This window comes from Rhizobium sp. BG4 (assembly GCF_016864575.1).
Classification (GTDB): domain Bacteria; phylum Pseudomonadota; class Alphaproteobacteria; order Rhizobiales; family Rhizobiaceae; genus Rhizobium.
On the sequence record NZ_CP044126.1, the window covers coordinates 464,804 to 483,525 of the forward strand.

At 62.6% G+C, this 18,722-nt stretch carries 17 protein-coding genes; 13 read left to right on the forward strand and 4 right to left on the reverse strand.

The genetic code is table 11. From position 1 onward, the window contains the following. The 4 genes from F2982_RS22255 to F2982_RS22270 form a co-directional block, all read right to left on the reverse strand. Window positions 1-912: an alpha/beta hydrolase gene (locus tag F2982_RS22255; protein ID WP_203430930.1), complete on the reverse strand. Its 912-nt coding sequence runs from the start codon at window positions 910-912 to the stop codon at window positions 1-3. 106 nt (window positions 913-1,018) lie between these two features. After that, window positions 1,019-2,212, reverse strand: a complete 1,194-nt coding sequence (locus F2982_RS22260) for an acyltransferase (RefSeq protein WP_203430931.1) — start codon at window positions 2,210-2,212, stop codon at window positions 1,019-1,021. A 95-nt stretch (window positions 2,213-2,307) separates the two neighbouring features. Then, a complete protein-coding gene (locus tag F2982_RS22265) occupies window positions 2,308-2,706 on the reverse strand; it encodes a type II toxin-antitoxin system VapC family toxin (RefSeq protein WP_112717684.1) in 399 nt (132 codons plus the stop codon). Then, window positions 2,706-2,960, reverse strand: a complete 255-nt coding sequence (locus tag F2982_RS22270) for a type II toxin-antitoxin system VapB family antitoxin (protein ID WP_112717682.1) — start codon at window positions 2,958-2,960, stop codon at window positions 2,706-2,708. The genes F2982_RS22265 and F2982_RS22270 overlap by 1 nt, the downstream gene beginning before the upstream one ends. 163 nt (window positions 2,961-3,123) lie before the next feature. On the opposite strand from F2982_RS22270, the gene F2982_RS22275 reads away from it, so the two are divergent. From F2982_RS22275 to nirD, 13 genes are all read left to right on the forward strand, one after another. Then, window positions 3,124-4,146 carry a LacI family DNA-binding transcriptional regulator gene (locus F2982_RS22275; protein WP_203431152.1) on the forward strand — a complete coding sequence of 341 codons (1,023 nt, stop codon included), beginning with the start codon at window positions 3,124-3,126 and terminating at the stop codon, window positions 4,144-4,146. Between the two features lie 40 nt (window positions 4,147-4,186). After that, on the forward strand, window positions 4,187-5,425 hold the full coding sequence (locus F2982_RS22280; protein WP_112717678.1) for a sugar ABC transporter substrate-binding protein: 1,239 nt from the start codon (window positions 4,187-4,189) through the stop codon (window positions 5,423-5,425). Between the two features lie 83 nt (window positions 5,426-5,508). Next, window positions 5,509-6,423 (forward strand): sugar ABC transporter permease, encoded by a 915-nt coding sequence (locus F2982_RS22285; protein WP_203430932.1) that lies wholly within the window; start codon window positions 5,509-5,511, stop codon window positions 6,421-6,423. Continuing rightward, on the forward strand, window positions 6,423-7,286 hold the full coding sequence (locus tag F2982_RS22290; protein WP_203430933.1) for a carbohydrate ABC transporter permease: 864 nt from the start codon (window positions 6,423-6,425) through the stop codon (window positions 7,284-7,286). Before F2982_RS22285 ends, F2982_RS22290 begins: the two co-directional genes overlap by 1 nt. A 27-nt stretch (window positions 7,287-7,313) precedes the next feature. Continuing rightward, window positions 7,314-9,242, forward strand: coding sequence for a glycoside hydrolase family 127 protein (locus F2982_RS22295; RefSeq protein WP_203430934.1), 1,929 nt, complete (start codon window positions 7,314-7,316; stop codon window positions 9,240-9,242). A 1-nt stretch (window position 9,243) separates the two neighbouring features. Then, complete coding sequence (gene ugpC, locus F2982_RS22300) at window positions 9,244-10,317, forward strand: sn-glycerol-3-phosphate ABC transporter ATP-binding protein UgpC (protein ID WP_203430935.1); 1,074 nt, start codon at window positions 9,244-9,246, stop codon at window positions 10,315-10,317. A 106-nt stretch (window positions 10,318-10,423) separates the two neighbouring features. Then, window positions 10,424-11,011, forward strand: coding sequence for an ANTAR domain-containing response regulator (locus tag F2982_RS22305; protein WP_112717670.1), 588 nt, complete (start codon window positions 10,424-10,426; stop codon window positions 11,009-11,011). A gap of 40 nt (window positions 11,012-11,051) precedes the next feature. Beyond that, window positions 11,052-12,335 (forward strand): CmpA/NrtA family ABC transporter substrate-binding protein, encoded by a 1,284-nt coding sequence (locus F2982_RS22310; RefSeq protein ID WP_203430936.1) that lies wholly within the window; start codon window positions 11,052-11,054, stop codon window positions 12,333-12,335. A 362-nt stretch (window positions 12,336-12,697) separates the two neighbouring features. Continuing rightward, on the forward strand, window positions 12,698-13,996 hold the full coding sequence (locus F2982_RS22315) for a CmpA/NrtA family ABC transporter substrate-binding protein (RefSeq protein WP_203430937.1): 1,299 nt from the start codon (window positions 12,698-12,700) through the stop codon (window positions 13,994-13,996). 60 nt (window positions 13,997-14,056) lie between these two features. After that, window positions 14,057-14,950, forward strand: coding sequence for a nitrate ABC transporter permease (gene ntrB, locus F2982_RS22320; protein WP_203430938.1), 894 nt, complete (start codon window positions 14,057-14,059; stop codon window positions 14,948-14,950). Window positions 14,951-14,961: 11 nt separating this feature from the next. Beyond that, window positions 14,962-15,759 carry an ABC transporter ATP-binding protein gene (locus tag F2982_RS22325; RefSeq protein WP_203430939.1) on the forward strand — a complete coding sequence of 266 codons (798 nt, stop codon included), beginning with the start codon at window positions 14,962-14,964 and terminating at the stop codon, window positions 15,757-15,759. A 4-nt stretch (window positions 15,760-15,763) separates the two neighbouring features. Further along, a complete protein-coding gene (gene nirB / locus F2982_RS22330; protein ID WP_203430940.1) occupies window positions 15,764-18,214 on the forward strand; it encodes a nitrite reductase large subunit NirB in 2,451 nt (816 codons plus the stop codon). A 4-nt stretch (window positions 18,215-18,218) separates the two neighbouring features. After that, window positions 18,219-18,554, forward strand: a complete 336-nt coding sequence (gene nirD, locus F2982_RS22335; RefSeq protein WP_112717658.1) for a nitrite reductase small subunit NirD — start codon at window positions 18,219-18,221, stop codon at window positions 18,552-18,554. Window positions 18,555-18,722 lie beyond the last annotated feature (168 nt).

The window sequence follows — 18,722 nt, forward strand, 5'->3', positions numbered from 1 at the left end:
TCAGCCCGCCGCAAACCGGCGGACGGCCTCGCAGACAGCACGAAATCCCTGCTTGGCGCCCTCGCTCATATGGCGCGCGCGCAGCCAGGCATGAACCATCTGCGGCTCCTCGCGGAACCAGACCTCGATCCCCGCCTGCGCCAGCCGCGCCGCATAGTGGCGGGCATCGTCACGCAAGGGGTCGAAGGCCGCCCCGGTGATATAGGCGGGCGGCAAGCCCCTGACATCCTTGGCGGCGAGCGCACCGGCGACGGGATCACCGGCCGGAGCCTGGAGCACTTCGCGGTAGTAGGCGACATCGGCTGTCGTCAGCCCCGGCGCATCGGCCATCTCGATATAGGAGCCCGTCGTCAGATCGCCGCCGAGCGCCGGATAGATCAGCACCTGACCTGCAATGCCCGCGATCCCCTTGTCCCGAGCCCGCAGGGCGAGCCCGGCTGCAAGATTTCCACCTGCGCTGTCGCCGATCAGGACGATGCGGTTGCCGCCTGCGGCGAGAGCTTCCATCACGGCAAAGCAATCATCGGTCTGCGCCGGCCAGCGATGCTCCGGTGCCAGCCGGTAGTCGACGGCAACGAGCTCTGCGCCTGCGAAATTGGCGATCTCGGCGCAGATCGCATGATGACTCTCCAGCGAACCGACCACGAAGCCGCCGCCGTGTAGATAGAGGAGCAGCGTCGGCGTCGTGACCTTCGCGGGGCGATAGCGCCGCGTCGGGACGTCCCCGATACGGCTATCGACGAATGTCAGACCATCGGGGAGCGGCGGGCTGAAGCGGGCGCAGAGCGCATCATATTGCGCCCGCTGCGCTTCGATCGATTGCGACACGGCGTCATCCGAATAGACGCTGCTGCAGATTTCCAGGAACTCGAGAATGCCCTTTTCTTCAGGCATCGGGCGCGTGACGGTCATGATCCAATCCGTGCGGTTCGGCGACATCATGCACGATAGGATTTGCCCCGAAGACTAGGCAAGTGCATTGACGCCATCGGCGCGCTGGAACCCGCCAGAGCGGCGATTATCCACGCCGTGCCGAGCGCTCCAAAGCCTCGCCGTCACGCGCAGGCTGCGGCTTCTCGGTCAGGCCGACCAACTGGCGCAGCGGGCTCGGCAGCTGATCGACGGCAACCGCGAAGGCAATCGAGACGACGGCGGTTGCCGCGGCGACGAGCGCAAAGCTCTGGATCGCAGGAAGATCGAGCGGCAGGACATAGTAGAGCGCTCCGACGGTCACCGTCTGGTGGACGATATAGAGCGGGAAGACCAGCCGGTTCATCGTCACCAGCCGCTCGCTCGGCTGATTGAGATGGCGCGCCGCAAAACCGATCAGGGTGAGGATCATGCTCCAAGCGAGCAGGAAGACGCTGGTCTTGAAGAGCAGGGTTTCGTTGACGTCGTAGCTGCCGATCGCCTGCTCCGGCGCAACTGTCCAGGATGCCAGGTAGAGCCAGATGGTGGTCGCAAGCGCAATCCCGCCACTGACATAGCGGCGCGCAATCAGCGTGCCGATCAGCGCCCGGTGATGGCGGGAAATCAGGAAACCGAGGCCGAACCAACTGGCCCAGACGGCAAACCACGCGCCGTCATTATAGAGCGCATTGGTCTCACGCGGATAGATCGGCGACAGCGCCAGATTGAGGCCGAGCGGCAGCAGGAAGAAGAGGTAGATGGCGCCCGTTTTGGCGACGCGCTCGAACCAGGCGAAGATCGGATTTCCCGGCCGCAGCAGATATTGGAAGATCGGATAGCAGATCACCGACATCACCAGCAGATAGGCGACGAACCACATATGCGCCCAGGTGAAATTACCGGTCGGATATTTTCCCTCGGTGAAATAGCGCGTCAGCCAGAATTCGAGGAAGGAGCCGGTATAGCCGTTCTCATACATCCGCTCGTACCAGACCTGCGGCACGACGATGACGGCCATGGCAAAGAGCAGCGGGATGAGCAGGCGCACCGTGCGCTTGTAGATGAACGTCAGCCCCTGCTCCGGCTTGAAGGTGAAGGCGATGCCCATGCCGGAGATGAAGAAGAGGAGCGCGAGACGCCAGGCACGCGGGAAATCCATGACCAGCGACAGGCCGCGGCTGGTATTCTCGCTATGCAACAGCCAGCCCATGTCAGGGAAGAAGGCAGCCGAGGAATGATAAAGGATCAGCAATCCGAAGGCGAAGACCCTCAGGCGATCGACATAGTAAAGTCTCTCTCTCATCGCAGACGACGGATCCCCACGCAGCACCATCATCCGATCTCTCTACGCCCCAGACGTTAAGGATCGCTGCCGAAACTTCGTAAACTGCTGCTTTATTAGCGGATTGCGTGGGCGGCGCGGATATCGGTCTGGGAGAAATCATTGCCCTTGTAGAGCAGCGGCTCTCCGCTGATCATCGCCAAAGCGTAGGAAAAGCAATCGCCGTAGTTGAGACCGGCTGCGTGCCGCCCCTTGCCGTAACGCCGCCAGGCGCGACGTGCCTGATCGGCATGGTCAGCATCAACCGCGACCACCTCGACGCCTGCCTTGAATATCCAGAGATCAAGCTCGCTGCCGCCTGCTTCGCCAAGCCGGGTTTCCAGCACCATAGCTGCCTCGAGCAGAGTTGCCGCCGATATGAGCCGGACCGGATCGTCGGCGATCCGCTGCTCGAAGGCGGCAGCCTCAGGCTCATTCAAGGCGATTGCGAGAATTGCCGAGGTATCGATCACCATCAGCGCGGCACGCCGGTTTCGTCATAGCCGAGAATGTCATCGGCACTGCGGTCATCATTGACGGGCATATCCCTCCACCGCCGGCGGCTCGCCGCGAGGTCTTCCAGCAGAGCGGCCTTTCGAAGATCATTGCCCGCCCGGCGCAAACGCTCTTCGAGAGCCTTGCGGGTAGCGACCGTAATCGTCTCCCCGGTCTTCTCAGCCAAGGCACGAGCCAGCCGTTCGGTCTCCGGGTCCTTGATACTCAGCGCCATGATGCCAGGTTCCTATTCGTCAATATTCTACCTAAATAGCATTTCCAGACCATGATTTCGATAGCGGAACAGCATGCGGTTCAGGAATCAGTGAGAAAACCTTTTCTCACTTGACACAACACTTGGTAAAAGGTTTTCTCACCGCAAAGCTTAGGAGGAAGAGCTGAACATCTCGGGAGGAAAACGCGGGCGGATTACCATCCATGACGTGGCTGCGGCTGCGGGCGTCAGCATATCGACGGCATCGAAGGCGTTGAACGATACGGGCCGCATGGGCGCCGAGACCCGCGAGCGGGTGAAGCGCATTGCGGCGGAGATCGGATTCCGGCCGAATGCTCTGGCGCGCGGTCTCCTGAGCAAGCGCAGTTTCACGATCGGGCTGCTGACGAACGACACTTACGGCCGCTTCACGTTGCCCGTGATGGCCGGTGTTTCGGAAGCGCTGGTGGATCACGGCGTCTCGGTCTTCCTCTGTGCCATCGAGGATGATCCGGCGCTCGGTCAGATCCATGTCGATGCGATGCTCGACAAGCAGGTGGACGGCATCATCGCAACAGGAAAGCGTCTGGACAGACGGTTACCAGTCGATCTGTCGAACCTGAACGTGCCCGTCGTCTACGCTTTCACCGAAGGTGCACCCGACAGCGTCACCTTCAGTTCCGACGATGGGCATGGTGCGCGGCTTGCGACGGAGTGGCTGCGGAAACTTGGGCGCAGGCGGATCGCCCATATTACCGGGCCGGAGGATTTCGTCTCGGTTCGCGAGCGCGCCAATGCCTATCGCGAGGTCGCTGGTGACGGCGTGCCGGTTCTCTTCGGCGTCTGGTCGGAAGGCTGGGGGCATGATGCGGTGGCGAGGCTCTGGAGTGCCGCGGGTGAGAAGCCAGACGGCATCTTCTGCGGCAACGACCAGATCGCCCGCGGTGTCATCGATGCGTTGCGCGAGCGCGGCATCAAGGTGCCGCAGGATGTGTCGGTGGTCGGCTTCGACAATTGGGAGATTGTCGCAGCACAGACCCGGCCGCCGCTGACGACGGTGGATATGGAGCTGAAGGAGCTCGGGCGGCAGGCAGGATTGACGATCCTGTCGCTTGCGGAGGGACGCCCGGTGGAGCCCGGCGTGCGGAAATTGCCGTGCCGCCTCGTCGTGCGGCAGACATGCGGGGGCGACGCCCTCGGGATTTAGAAACGGCGCGAAGGAGACGCGCCATATTGGGAGGAGTGCCATGATGAAGCGTCTGTTGGTGGCAACGAGCATTGCCACCCTTAGCCTCGTATCGACAGCCTCGGCTGCCGAGAAGATCGAAATGTGGGTCCGTTCCGGCATCGGCGACGCCTTCAAGAAGGTTGTCGAAGCCTATAATTCCAGCCACGAGAACCAGGTCGTCGCCACCGAAGTGCCATTCAGCGAACTGGTGCAGAAATATGCGACGGCGATCGCCGGTGGTCAGGCGCCCGATGCGCTGTCGATGGACCTGATCTATACGCCGGCCTTTGCTGCGGCCGGCCAGCTCGAAGACCTCTCGGACTGGGCAAAGAGCCTGCCCTACTTCAACTCGCTGTCGCCGTCGCATGTTCGCCTCGGCACTTATGACGGCAAGATCTATGGTCTGCCGCTCTCGGTCGAGACCTCGGTCTTCGCCTGGAACAAGGACCTCTACAAGAAGGCCGGGCTCGATCCCGAGAAGGCGCCCACCACTTGGGAAGAGATTTCGGCCAATGCCGAGAAGATCCGCAAGCTCGGCGACGACACCTACGGCTTCTATTTCTCCGGCGGCGGTTGCGGCGGTTGCATGATTTTCACCTTCACGCCACTCGTCTGGGGCGCGGGTGCGGATATCCTCTCCGAGGACGGCAAGACCGCGACGCTCGATACGCCGCAGATGCGCAAGGCCGTCGGCTTCTATCGCGATATGGTCAAGAAGGACCTGGTTCCGGCAGGTGCGGCCAGCGATAACGGCTCGAACTTCCTGAGCTTCACCAACGGTAAGATCGGCCAGCAGTCGCTCGGCGCCTTCGCAATCGGCACGCTGGTCACCAGCCATCCCGATATCAATTTCGGCGTGACGCTGATCCCCGGCGTCGATGGCAAGCCGTCGTCCTTTGCCGGTGGCGATAACTTCGTCATCACCAAGGGCACAAAGAAGATCGACGCGGTGAAGGAGTTCCTCGAATATATCTATTCGATGGACGGCCAGAAGGTCATGGCCAAGTATGGCAGCCTTCCGACCCGCGGCGACATTGCCGATCAGGTGCTTGCCGGGCTCGACCCGCGCATGCAGGTCGGCCTGAAGGCGATCTCGATTGCCAAGACGCCCTATACGCTGCAGTTCAACGACCTGATCAACAGCGCCAACGGCCCCTGGGCGACCTTCACCAATGCAGCGATCTTCGGTGACGACGAAGACGGAGCCTTCTCGAGCGCCCAGTCCGAGATGCAGTCGATCATAGACAGCGGCCAATAATCTCTCCCGGCCGCGGCCGGGGAGCAGTGGCAGCTCTCCGGCCGATCCATTCCATGCAGCAATGAAAGATGCGGAGCATTTCGATGACCGTTTCAGGTCCCCAGCGCCCTGCCGGCAGCCGCAAGAGGCGGCGCAGATCGCAATGGCGCGGGCTTCTCTATATCGCGCCGGCCATGGCGCTCGTCATCGTCTTCTTCGTGATGCCCGTGATCTTCACCGGCTGGATGAGCCTGCACAACTGGCCGCTGATGGGCGCCCAGCGCTGGATCGGCTTTGCCAACTATACCCGCATGTTCAACGACAGCCGCTTCATGGCGGCGCTGAACTTCACCGCCTATTACACCGTCATCGTCACCATCGCGATCTTTGCCGTTGCCTTTCCGCTTGCGATCTTCGTCGAGAAGGAACGGCGCTTCGTCAGCACCTACCGGACGATCATCTTCCTGCCCGTCGTCGTCGGGCTTGCGACCGCCTCCCTGCTCTGGGTCTGGCTTGCCAATGTCGATAGCGGCTTCTTTGGCCCGGCGCTGCGGGCGCTCGGCCTCGTCGAGCGCAGCCCGAATATCATGGCAAGCTTCGACACCGCTTTTGCGACGATCGTCGTCATGGTCGTCTGGAAGATCGCCGGCTTCACGATGATCATCCTGCTGACCGGCCTGCAGGCGATCCCATCCGAACTCACGGAAGCCGCGCGCATCGATGGCGCCGGGCGCTGGCAGCGCTTCCGGCATCTGACCTTGCCGCTGATGCGTCGCACGATCGCGCTCGCGCTCGTCGTCTCGGTCACCGGCTCGGTTCTTGCCTTCGACCAGTTTTACATCATGACCTCGGGCGGGCCGCAGAACAAAATGATCTCGGTGGTCTACTACATTTTCAACCAGTCCTTCGTGTCGTTCAATCTCGGTTACGGCGCGGCCCTGTCGATCGCGCTCTTGGCGATCCTGGTGGCGATCTCCATCGTCCAGCTTTGGCTGCTGCGTGTCGGGGAGGAGCGCTGATGACCACCTCCAGAGAACGCCGCGCCCGCAAGCGGTTCCGTTCGCAATCGGCCTATCACGTCGCCGGGATCGCTATTTCGGTGTTTTTCCTGGCGCCGTTCGTCATCGCCCTGCTCTCGTCGTTCCGGCATGGTACGGAAGCGAGCCTGCCGCCGCTGCCGCCATGGCCGACGACGGGCGTCAGCTTCGATGCCTATGCCCTGCTAGATACGTTCGGCGCCGGCATCTGGCAGCACATGATCAACTCGCTCTTCGTGTCGCTCGCCACCGTGGTGCTGACGGTCGCCGTCAGCCTGCTCGCCGGCTATGGCTTCTCGCGCTACCGCTTCCCGCTGAAGAATGTGCTTTTCGTGCTGATCATCGCCACGCTGATGATCCCGTTCCAGTCGATCCTGACGCCGCTCTTCATCATTCTCGCCAAGCTCGGCCTCAACAACTCGCTGCTTGGGCTGACGCTTGTCTATGTGACGTTGCAGCTCCCCTTCTCGGTCTTCATGATGCGCAATGCCTTCGATGCCGTGCCGAAGGAGATCGAGGAAGCCGCCCGTATCGACGGCGCGCGGGATCTTAAACTGCTGGTCAGGGTGCTTCTGCCGCTGGTCCTGCCGGGCGTGGCGACCGTTGCGATCTTTGCGTTCCTGAATGCCTGGAACGAGTTCCTTGCCGCTCTCGTGCTGCTCTCCAGCAACGAGAAATACACGCTGCCCGTCCTGATGACGGCAGTGCGCGCCGGGCGCCTCGGCGCCATCAACTGGGGTGCGGTTCAGGCCGGTGTGGTCGTCATGACGATCCCCTGCCTGATCGTCTTCCTGCTTCTGCAACGCTACTACATGCGCGGGCTGATGGCCGGCGCGGTGAAATGATGATCTTTCAACGAAATGGATGAAGCCATGAACAAGCTGAAGAGAGACCGCCAGTTCCGCCCCCTGCCCGTACCGAGCGTCGAGCTCGCCGGCCTTTTCGGCGATCGCCAGGATGCGATCTGCGATTCAACGGCCGAAACGCTGCTCGACCGCTGCGTCGAGGCCGGCATGATCCAGGCGATCGATGTCAGCCAGCCGAGCCCCGGCGTCGTCATCCCGATCGGCCCCTGGGGCGGCTCCACACAGATGTTCTGGGACAGCGACCTCGGCAAATCGATCGAGACTGTCGCCTATTCGCTCTATCGCCGCGCCAATCCGAAGCTTGAGGCGCGCGTCGACGAAATCATCGACATGTACGAGAAGCTGCAGGACAAGGACGGCTACCTGAACGCCTGGTTCCAGCGCGTGCAGCCCGGCCGCCGCTGGACGAACCTGCGCGACCACCACGAACTCTATTGCGCCGGACACTTGATCGAGGGTGCAGTCGCCTATTACCAGGCGACCGGCAAGCGCAAGCTGCTCGACATCATGTGCCGCTATGCGGATTACCTGATCACCGTTTTCGGCCATGGCCCGGGCAAGCTCGCCGGCTATTGCGGCCACGAGGAAGTAGAACTGGCGCTGGTAAAGCTGGCGCGCGTCACCGGCGAGAAGAAATATCTCGACCTCTCGAAATTCTTCGTCGACGAGCGCGGACAGGAGCCGCATTTCTTCACGGAAGAAGCGGTGCGCGACGGCCGCAGTGCGGCCGATTTCCACCAGAAGACCTATGAATATGGTCAGGCACATGTGCCGGTGCGCGATCAGAAAAAGGTCGTCGGCCATGCCGTGCGCGCCATGTATCTCTATGCCGGCATGGCCGACATCGCCACCGAGTATAATGACGATACGCTGACCTCGGCACTCGAAACGCTCTGGGACGACCTGACGACGAAGCAGATGTATGTGACGGGCGGCATCGGCCCGGCGGCGTCCAACGAAGGCTTCACCGACTATTACGACCTGCCGAACGAAAGCGCCTACGCCGAGACCTGCGCCTCCGTCGGTCTGGTCTTCTGGGCGAACCGAATGCTGGGCCGCGGCCCGAACCGGCGCTATGCCGATATCATGGAGCAGGCGCTCTATAACGGCGCAATGGCCGGCCTTTCGCTCGATGGCAAGACCTTCTTCTACGAAAACCCGCTGGAAAGCGCCGGCAAGCATCACCGCTGGATCTGGCACCATTGCCCCTGCTGCCCGCCGAATATCGCCCGCCTGCTGGCCTCCGTCGGCTCCTATATGTATGCGGTCGCCGAAGATGAGATTGCCGTTCATCTCTATGGAGAAAGCAAGGCCCGCTTCGAGCTCTCGGGCACCAAGGTCGAGCTGGCGCAGACAACCCGCTACCCCTGGGATGGAGCGATCCATTTCGACCTCAATCTCGACCACCCGGCCCGCTTCGCGCTGTTGCTGCGCATTCCGGAGTGGGCGGACGGCTCCACGCTTTCGGTCAATGGCGAGAGCATCGGCATCGAATCCATCTCAACGGACGGTTATGCGCGGATTGAGCGCGACTGGAAGAGTGGCGATGCGGTCGATCTCGTCATTCCGCTTGCAGCGCGCAAGCTCTTCGCCAACCCGCTCGTCCGCCAGGATGCCGGCCGCACCGCACTGATGCGCGGGCCGCTGGTCTATTGCGTCGAGGAGACCGACAATGGCGCCGGGCTGAACGGTATTTCGCTTTCGGCAGATCCGTCGAAGGCGAAGGTCTCTGAAATCGCGGGGCTTCGCGGCGCGGTCGCTCTCGACCTGCCCGTCAGCCGCGATGCTTCGGATTGGGGCGCCGATCTCTACCGGACCACGCCGCCCTCCGCGAAGCCGGCCACCGCCCGCTTCGTGCCCTACCCCTTCTGGGACAACCGCGAGCCGGGCGAGATGCTCGTCTGGGTCCGCGCCGGCGAGGCGCGCGGTGAATAAGATGGCGGATACAGGCGTCGTACTTGCCGGAGTTCGCAAGAGCTTCGGCAGCCTGGATGTGATCCATGGCATCGACCTGACGATATCGGAGGGATCCTTCGTGGTCTTCGTCGGCCCCTCCGGATGCGGGAAGTCGACCCTGCTGCGGATGATTGCCGGGCTGGAGGACGTCACCGATGGTGAGATCGAGATCAAGGGGCGCAACGTCACCGATCTCGATCCTTCGGACCGCGGCATCGCCATGGTCTTTCAGTCCTATGCGCTCTATCCGCATATGAGCGTGCGCGAAAACCTCGCCTTCGGGCTGAAAATGGCACGCACGCAAGCGGGTGAGATCGAGGCACGCGTCAAGGCCGCCTCGGCGATCCTGAAGATCGACCACCTTCTCGACCGCCGCCCGGGCCAGCTATCGGGCGGCCAGCGGCAGCGCGTGGCGATCGGCCGGGCCATCGTGCGCAAGCCCGAGGTCTTCCTCTTCGACGAGCCGCTATCGAACCTCGATGCCGAACTGCGCGTCTCCATGCGCATCGAGATCGCCCGTCTGCATCGCGAGCTCGGCAACACCATGATCTACGTGACGCACGACCAGACCGAGGCGATGACGCTCGCCGACCAGATCGTCGTGCTGCGCGACGGGCGCATCGAACAATCGGGCACGCCGCGCGAAATCTACGAGCGCCCGGCCAATACCTTCGTCGCGGGCTTCATCGGCTCGCCGCGGATGAACCTGCTCGACGCCGTGTGGCAGGGCGCGGGCCGGGTTTCGGCTGGCGGACAGGCGGTCCAATCAGGTCTCGCCGGGAGCGCACTGGTATCGGGCGCCAAGGTGAAATTGGGGATTCGGCCTGAGCATCTGACCGTCAGCACCACCGGCACGGACGGGCTGGAGGCAACGGTCGATTTCGCCGAATATCTCGGCGGCACGCAATATCTCTATTGCCAGCTGCCCGACGGCCAGCCGGTCACCGTCGAATATCGCTCGGCGGCGGAGATCAACACCGGAGGCCGGATTTTTCTCAGCGCTGCTCCGGCGGATATCCGATTGTTCGATGAAGGCGGCCTCGCCGTCACGTGATTAGCTTCAGTATCAACAAGAGCCTATTTCGTAGGCTTTTGTTGATACTGCCCATTTTTATAGCCATCCGCTTGCCAGCATTGCTGCACTGCGTCATAAATGCTGCATGAGCCACTTCGACCTGACGATCCTTGTCATCGATGAAAACGCGATCCGCTCCTCGATCATCGAAGAGGGATTGCGGGAGGCGGGGCATATGCGCGTCACCGTCATCCATGAGGTGCAGGGCGTGGCGCGGATCATCGAGACGCTGAAACCCGATGTCATCATCATCGACATCGAGAATCCGAACCGGGACATGATGGAACATCTCTTCCAGCTGACCCGCTCGATCAGCCGCCCGATCGCCATGTTCGTCGATCGCTCCGATACCGCCTCGATCGAGGCCGCCGTGGAAGCCGGCGTCTCCGCCTACATCGTCGACGGGCTGAAGAAGGAGCGCGTCAAGCCGATCCTCGACATGGCTGTCAGCCGCTTCAATGCCTTCAGCCGCTTGCAACGGGAACTCGCCGACGCCAAATCAGCGCTGGAGGAGCGAAAGGTGATCGAGCGGGCCAAGGGCATCATGATGCGGATGCGGGGCCTTTCGGAAGAGGAAGCCTTTGCGTTGCTTCGCCAGACGGCAATGAACGAGAAAAAGAAAATGTCCGAAATTGCGCAAAGTGTCGTGACGGCTGCGGGGCTGCTGATGTGAGCCCGGCCCGCGATGCAATAAGCGCCTGGAGGACGCTGGAGTGAATGCCTTGACCAAGATTGCCAGCGGCAGCGCCCGCATCGCCTCTCCCGCCCTGTCCAACGGCGAGGGACCGAGAGTTCTCCGCGCCGGTTTCATCCCGCTTGTCGATGCATCGGTGCTGATCGCCGCCGCCGAATTCGGCTTTGCCGCCAGGGAGGGCATCGCACTCGAACTGGTGAAGGATGTGTCCTGGGCGAATGTCCGCGACCGCCTGGCCTTCCGGCAGTTCGACATTGCCCACATGCTCTCGCCGATGCCGGTTGCCGCCATGCTCGGCCTCGGCTCCAATCCATCGCCGACCATCACGCCCTTCTCGCTCGGCCGCGGTGGCAATGCGATCACGCTTTCGACGCGGCTTTTTGAACGCATGCAGCAGGTCGCGGGTACCGGGGAAACCGCGAGCGCGATGGAGAACGCCAAGGCGCTTGCCGCCGTGCTTGCCGATATGCGGGCACGCGGCGAACCGATGCCGACGCTCGGCATGACCTATCCCTTCTCCTCGCATAATTACGAGTTCCGCTACTGGCTCGCCGCCGGCGGCATCGATCCCGATCATGACGTCAAGCTCGTCGTCGTCCCGCCGCCGCTGACATCGGATGCGCTTGCCGCCGGCGCGATCGACGGCTTTTGCGTTGGCGCGCCCTGGAACATGATTGCCTCCGAGCGCGGCGTCGGCCGCATCGTCGCCGCCAAGCAGGATATCTGGCCGTCGGCTCCAGAAAAGGTAATCGGCATGCGGCCGGATTGGGCAGAGCGCCATCCGGAGACCGTCTCGCGGCTGATCGTTGCACTCGATGCGGCCGCGCGCTGGTGCGACGACGCGGCAAACCATGACGCGCTTGCCGATGTCCTCGCCGATCTGCGCTACATCGCGGCGCCTGTCGAGATCATTCGACACGTTCTTGCTGGTGAGTTCAGCCTCGACGCCAAAGGCAACCGTCGCGTCATCGAGAACTATTTCCAGTTCCACGGCCAGTTCGCCAATTATCCGCGCCCGAGCCAGGCGCTCTGGATCTACAGCCAGATGATCCGCTGGGGCCAGGCCGAGCCCAGCCTGACGCTGGCGCGCGCCGCCGCTTCCGCCTATCGGCCGGACCTCTACCGCGCCGCACTCGGCGACGATTGCACGCCCGAGGATGCCGATGTTCGCATCGAGGGAGACCGCGATGGCGAGCGCTTCATGGACGGCCGCATCTTCGATCCGGGCGACTTCGCTGCCTACATCAACGGCTTCGAAGTGAAGAGCGCATCGATCGCCATCCGGCAGCTGGACGAGGGCTGAAGGTCTGCCGCGCTGCACAAATTGCTAGCAGCGCGGTCCGCTTCCATCCAGGCATTCGCATAAAAGATGCGCAGAATTTTAGAACGCATAAAAATTCACTTGCCATCATTTCAAGGCAGAATACCAAACGCTTTCAATCAATTGACGGCAGCGATCTGAAATTGGCACGGCCTTTGCAGGGCTAATAGCGCCCGGATCAACGGCGATCCAGGCAGATGAGCGCGCGATAGGCGCTTGCAAGAGACATCGACGTCGCAAGGTTTTTGCTGTCCGGGACCCTCCCTTCCCGCAGACGCAATCTCCGAGCGGCGTTTTTTTGTGCCCAAAATCCGGCGACCACTCGACAATAAGGGGAACTGCGCATGACCAAGATCCTCACCGGCAGCTTCAGCCGCCGCAATCTTCTGAAGACGACAGCGACGGCAGCCCTGATCGGCGCGGTCCGCTCAGCCTTCCCATCCGGCGCCTTTGCGGCGGCTGCCACGCCTGAAGTCACGGGCGCCAAGCTCGGCTTCATCGCACTGACGGATGCCGCGCCGCTGATCGTCGCCAAGGAGAAGGGCCTCTTCGAAAAGCACGGCATGCCCGATGTCGACGTCGCCAAGCAGGCATCCTGGGGCGCCACCCGTGACAATCTCGTGCTCGGAGGCGCGGCGAACGGCATCGATGGCGCCCATATCCTGTCGCCGCTGCCCTACCTGATGCAGGCCGGCAAGGTGACGCAGAACAACCAGCCGGTGGCGATGTCGATCCTGGCGCGGCTGAACTACGACAGCCAGGGCATCTCGGTCGCCAAGGAATATGCCGAGACCGGCGTGCAGCTCGATGCTTCCAAGCTGAAGGCCGCCTTCGAGAAGAAGAAGGCTGCGGGCGGCGAAGTGAAGGTGGCGATGACCTTCCCCGGCGGCACGCACGATCTCTGGGTCCGCTACTGGCTCGCCGCGGGTGGCATCGATCCCGACAAGGACGTCTCGACCATCGTCGTCCCGCCGCCGCAGATGGTGGCGAACATGAAGGTCGGCAACATGGACGTCTTCTGTGTCGGCGAGCCCTGGAACGAGCAGCTTGTCAATCAGGGCATCGGCTTCACCGCGGCGACCACCGGCGAACTCTGGAAGGACCACCCGGAAAAGGCGCTCGCCATGCGCACCGAGTGGATCGAGAAGAACCCGAACGCCGCCAAGGCCCTCTTGATGGCCGTGATGGAAGCGCAGCAATGGTGCGACAGCATGGACAACAAGGAGGAGATGGCGACGATCCTTGGCAAGCGCCAATGGTTCAACGTGCCGCCGAAGGACGTGCTCGGCCGCCTGAAGGGCGACATCAACTACGGCAATGGCCGCGTCGCCCACGGCACCGATCTCTACATGAAATTCTGGGCGGGCGGAGTTTCCTACCCGTTCAAGAGCCACGACACCTGGTTCATGGCCGAGAACATCCGCTGGGGCAAGTTCGCGCCCGACACCGACATCAAGGCGCTGGTCGACAAGGTCAACCGCGAAGATATCTGGCGCCAGGCCGCCAAGGATCTCGGCGTCGCCGCCGCCGATATTCCGGCCTCTTCCTCGCGCGGCAAGGAGACCTTCTTCGATGGCAAGGTCTTCGATCCCGAGAACCCCTCCGCCTATCTCGACAGCCTTGCCATCAAGGCCGCGTCGTAGTTCCCCGCCTCCGGCGTGTGACGGGCGCGCCGGCCTTTTCTTGCCTTAAGGAGCGATCGCATGTCAGCCCTCGCAAAGAATGAACCGATTACCCCAGCGCAGCCTGCCCCCAAGACGGCAAACGTGGTGCGCCTGACCAAGGCGCCTTCGCGCCGCGTCAATGTCCAGCAGCTTGCGACAGCCGCCGCTCGCAATGTCGTGCCGCCGCTTGTCGTGCTCGCAGTGATGCTCGGCGTCTGGCAGATTCTCTGTTCGTCGCCGACGGCCTCGCTGCCTTCGCCGCATCAGGTCTGGCAGGAAAGCTACGATCTGATCGCCTTCCCGTTCTTCAATTACGGCTCGCAGGATATCGGCCTCGGCTGGCGCGTGCTGGTTTCGCTGCAGCGGGTCGCCTATGGCTTCGGACTTGCCGCTGTCGGCGGCATCGTCATCGGCGCGATCATCGGCCAGTCGGTCTGGGCGATGCGCGGCCTCGACCCGATCTTCCAGGTGCTGCGCACCGTGCCGCCGCTCGCCTGGCTGCCGCTGTCGCTGGCCGCTTTCCAGGACAGCAACCCTTCGGCGATCTTCGTGATCTTCATCACCTCGATCTGGCCCGTCATCATCAATACCGCCGTCGGCGTGCGCAACATCCCGCAGGATTACCGCAACGTGGCGCAGGTTCTGCGGCTGAACCAGATCGAGTTCTTCTTCAAGATCATGCTGCCTTCGGCCGCCCCCTACATCTTCACCGGCCTGCGCATCGGCGTCGGTCTCTCGTGGCTGGCGATCGTCGCCGCCGAGATGCTGACCGGCGGTGTCGGTATCGGCTTCTTCATCTGGGATGCGTGGAACTCGTCGCGCCTGCCCGACATCATCGTCGCGCTCGCCTATATCGGCGTCGTCGGCTTCGCCCTCGACAAGCTCGTGGCGGCAGCCGGCCGGCTGATCACCCGCGGCGCTTCGGCAAATTGAGGAGATCAGAGATGACCGCTTATTTGAAGCTCGACCATATCGACAAGCATTTCGATCGCGGCGGCGTTCGTGCCGAAGTCCTCAAGGGCATCAACCTGACGATCGCCAAGGGCGAATTCGTCTCGATCATCGGCCATTCCGGCTGCGGCAAGTCCACGCTGCTCAACCTGATCGCCGGACTGACGCCGGTCTCCTCGGGCGCCGTCCTGCTGGAAAACCGCGAAGTGAACGCGCCGGGGCCGGAACGCGCCGTCGTCTTTCAGAACCATTCGCTGCTTCCCTGGCTCTCCGTCTACGAGAACGTCAACCTCGCCGTCTCCAAGGTCTTCGGCGGCAGCAAGACGAAGGCGGAGCGCCATGACTGGGTGATGGCCAATCTGGACCTCGTGCAGATGGCTCACGCGAAGGACAAGCGCCCCGCAGAGATTTCCGGCGGCATGAAGCAGCGCGTCGGCATCGCCCGGGCGCTTGCCATGGAACCAAAGATCCTGCTGCTCGACGAACCCTTCGGCGCGCTCGACGCGCTGACGCGTGCCCATCTACAGGATGCCGTCATGGAGATCCATGCCCGGCTCGGCAACACGATGGTGATGATCACCCACGATGTCGACGAAGCGGTGCTTCTCTCGGACCGGATCGTGATGATGACCAACGGCCCGGCGGCCAAGATCGGCGAAGTCCTCGACGTGCCGATCCCCCGCCCGCGCAACCGCATCGAGCTCGCCTCCGACCGAACCTACCTCAAATGCCGCGAGGCCGTGCTGAAGTTCCTCTACGAACGTCACCGCTTCGTCGAAGCTGCGGAGTAACACCATGACCGAGAAACTCGTCATCATCGGCAATGGCATGGCGCCGGGGCGCATGCTGGAGCATCTCTTCGAACAGGCGCCCGGCCGCTACGCCGTCACGATCTTCAACGCCGAACCGCGCGTGAATTACGACCGCATCATGCTCTCGCCGGTTCTCTCCGGCGAGAAGACCTACGAGCAGATCGTCATCCACGGCGACGGCTGGTACATCGACCACGGCATCACGCTCTACAAGGGCCACAAGATCGTCGCCATCGACCGTACTGTAAAGACCGTGACCTCGGATCATGGCGTCACCGAAAGCTATGACAAGCTCGTCATCGCCACCGGTTCCGTGCCCTTCATCATCCCGGTTCCCGGCAAGGACCTGCCGGGTGTCATCACCTATCGCGACCTCGACGACGTGCAGGCCATGCTGCTTGCCGCCCAGTCGCGTGAAAAGGCCGTGGTCATCGGCGGCGGTCTGCTCGGCCTCGAGGCGGCTGCCGGTCTTGCCCAGCGCGGCATGGACGTCACCGTTCTCCACGTCATGCCGACGCTGATGGAGCGCCAGCTCGATCCGGCTGCCGGCTACCTGCTGCAGAAGGCCGTGGAAGAACGCGGCATCAAGGTGATCTGCAAGGCCAATACCAAGGCGATCGTCGGCGACGGCAAGGTCGAGGGCATCGAGCTCGACAACGGTACGATCATTCCGGCAACGCTGGTGGTCATGGCGGTCGGCATCCGTCCGAACGTCAATCTCGCCAAGGATGCCGGCCTCGCGGTCAACCGCGGCATCGTCGTCGATGCCGGAATGCAGACCTCGGATGGCGATATCTACTCGGTCGGCGAATGCGCCGAAGTGGGCGGCATGGTCTATGGCCTGGTCGCGCCGCTCTACGAGATGGCGCGGGTCGCCGCCTCGCATCTGGCGGGCGACAGCAAGCCTGCCTTCGTCCATTCTGATACGCCGACCAAACTGAAGGTGACCGGCATCGAGCTCTTCTCGCTCGGCGACTTTGCCGATGGCGACGACCGCGAGGAAATCGTCCTGCGCGACGCGACCGCAGGGGTCTACAAGCGCCTCGTCATCAAGGAAAACCGGATCATCGGCACCGTGCTTTACGGCGAGACGGCCGACGGCGCCTGGTTCAACGACCTGAAGAAGAAGGCGACCGACATCTCGCAGATGCGCGATACGCTGATCTTCGGCCAGGCCTATCAAGGAGGGTCGCCGCTGGACCCTATGGCGGCCGTTGCAGCCTTGCCGGATGATGCGGAAATCTGCGGCTGCAACGGTGTCTGCAAGGGAAAGATCACATCGACGATCAGTGCCAAGGGACTGACCTCGCTGGATGATGTGCGCGCACACACGAAGGCGTCGGCCTCCTGCGGCTCCTGCACCGGCCTCGTCGAACAGCTGATGTCGCTGACGCTCGGCGATGCCTATAACCCAGCCGCCGTCACGCCGATGTGCACTTGCACGGAGCTCGGCCATGACGACGTGCGCCGCCTGATCAAGGCAAAGAAGCTGAAGACCATTCCTGCCGTCATGCAGGAGCTGGAATGGAAGACCTCCTGCGGCTGCGCCAAGTGCCGCCCCGCCTTGAACTACTATCTGGTCGCCGACTGGCCGGATGAATATGCCGACGACTACCAGTCGCGGTTCATCAACGAGCGTGTCCATGCCAACATCCAGAAGGACGGCACCTATTCGGTCGTGCCGCGCATGTGGGGCGGCGTGACGAATGCCAACGAGCTGCGCGCCATCGCCGATGTCATCGACAAATTCGAGATACCGATGGTCAAGGTCACCGGCGGCCAGCGCATCGATCTGCTCGGCATCGAGAAGGAAGACCTTCCGGCCGTCTGGGCCGATCTCGGCAAGGCCGGCTTCATCTCCGGCCAGGCCTATGCCAAGGGGCTGCGCACCGTGAAGACCTGCGTCGGCTCCGACTGGTGCCGCTTCGGCACGCAGGATTCGACCGGCCTCGGCATCCGCATCGAGAAATTCATGTGGGGCTCCTGGACGCCGGCAAAGCTGAAGCTGGCGGTTTCAGGGTGTCCGCGAAACTGCGCCGAGGCGACCTGCAAGGATATCGGCGTGATCTGCGTCGACAGCGGTTTCGAGATCCATTTCGCCGGTGCTGCCGGTCTCGACATCAAGGGCACCGAGGTGCTCGGCCTCGTCAAAACAGAGGACGAAGCGCTGGAGCATATCGTGGCGCTGACGCAGATGTATCGCGAGCAGGGCCGCTATCTCGAGCGCATCTACAAATGGGCCAAGCGCATCGGCCTCGACGAAATCCGCCGGCAGATCATGGAGGATACCGAGAAGCGCACCGGCTATTACGAGCGCTTCGTCTTCTCGCAGAAATTTGCCCAGGTCGATCCCTGGTCGGAGCGCGTCTCCGGCAAGGACAAGCACGAGTTCAAGCCGATGGCGACCGTCGGCTTCAGCGAAGCGGCGGAGTGAGGAGATGGACATGAACTGGATCTCGATCGGCGACATCTCCGACATTCCGCTGCGCGGCGCGCGCTGCGTGAAGACCCCGCAGGGAAAGATCGCCGTCTTCCGCACGGCCGAAAACGAGGTCTTCGCAATCGAAGACCACTGCCCGCACAAGGGCGGACCGCTCTCCCAGGGCATCGTTCACGGCAAGGCGGTCACCTGCCCGCTGCACAACTGGGTGATCTCGCTGGAAACCGGCAAGGCGCTTGGGGCCGATGACGGGGTGGTGCGGACAATCCCTGTCCGGAATGAGGATGGGGCACTGTTTATTGCGTTCGAAAGTTTGATGATGGCGGCGGAGTGATCAGACGAATGCGTTCGGAGCTACCCCCCTCTGCCTTGCCAGGCATCTCCCCCACAAGGAGGGAGATTGGCTGGGCTCACCCGCTCGCCTCAACCTTCATTGTTTGGGGAGATGCATGCCACGTGTCGATCTCCCCCTTGTGGGGGAGATGTCCGGCAGGACAGAGGG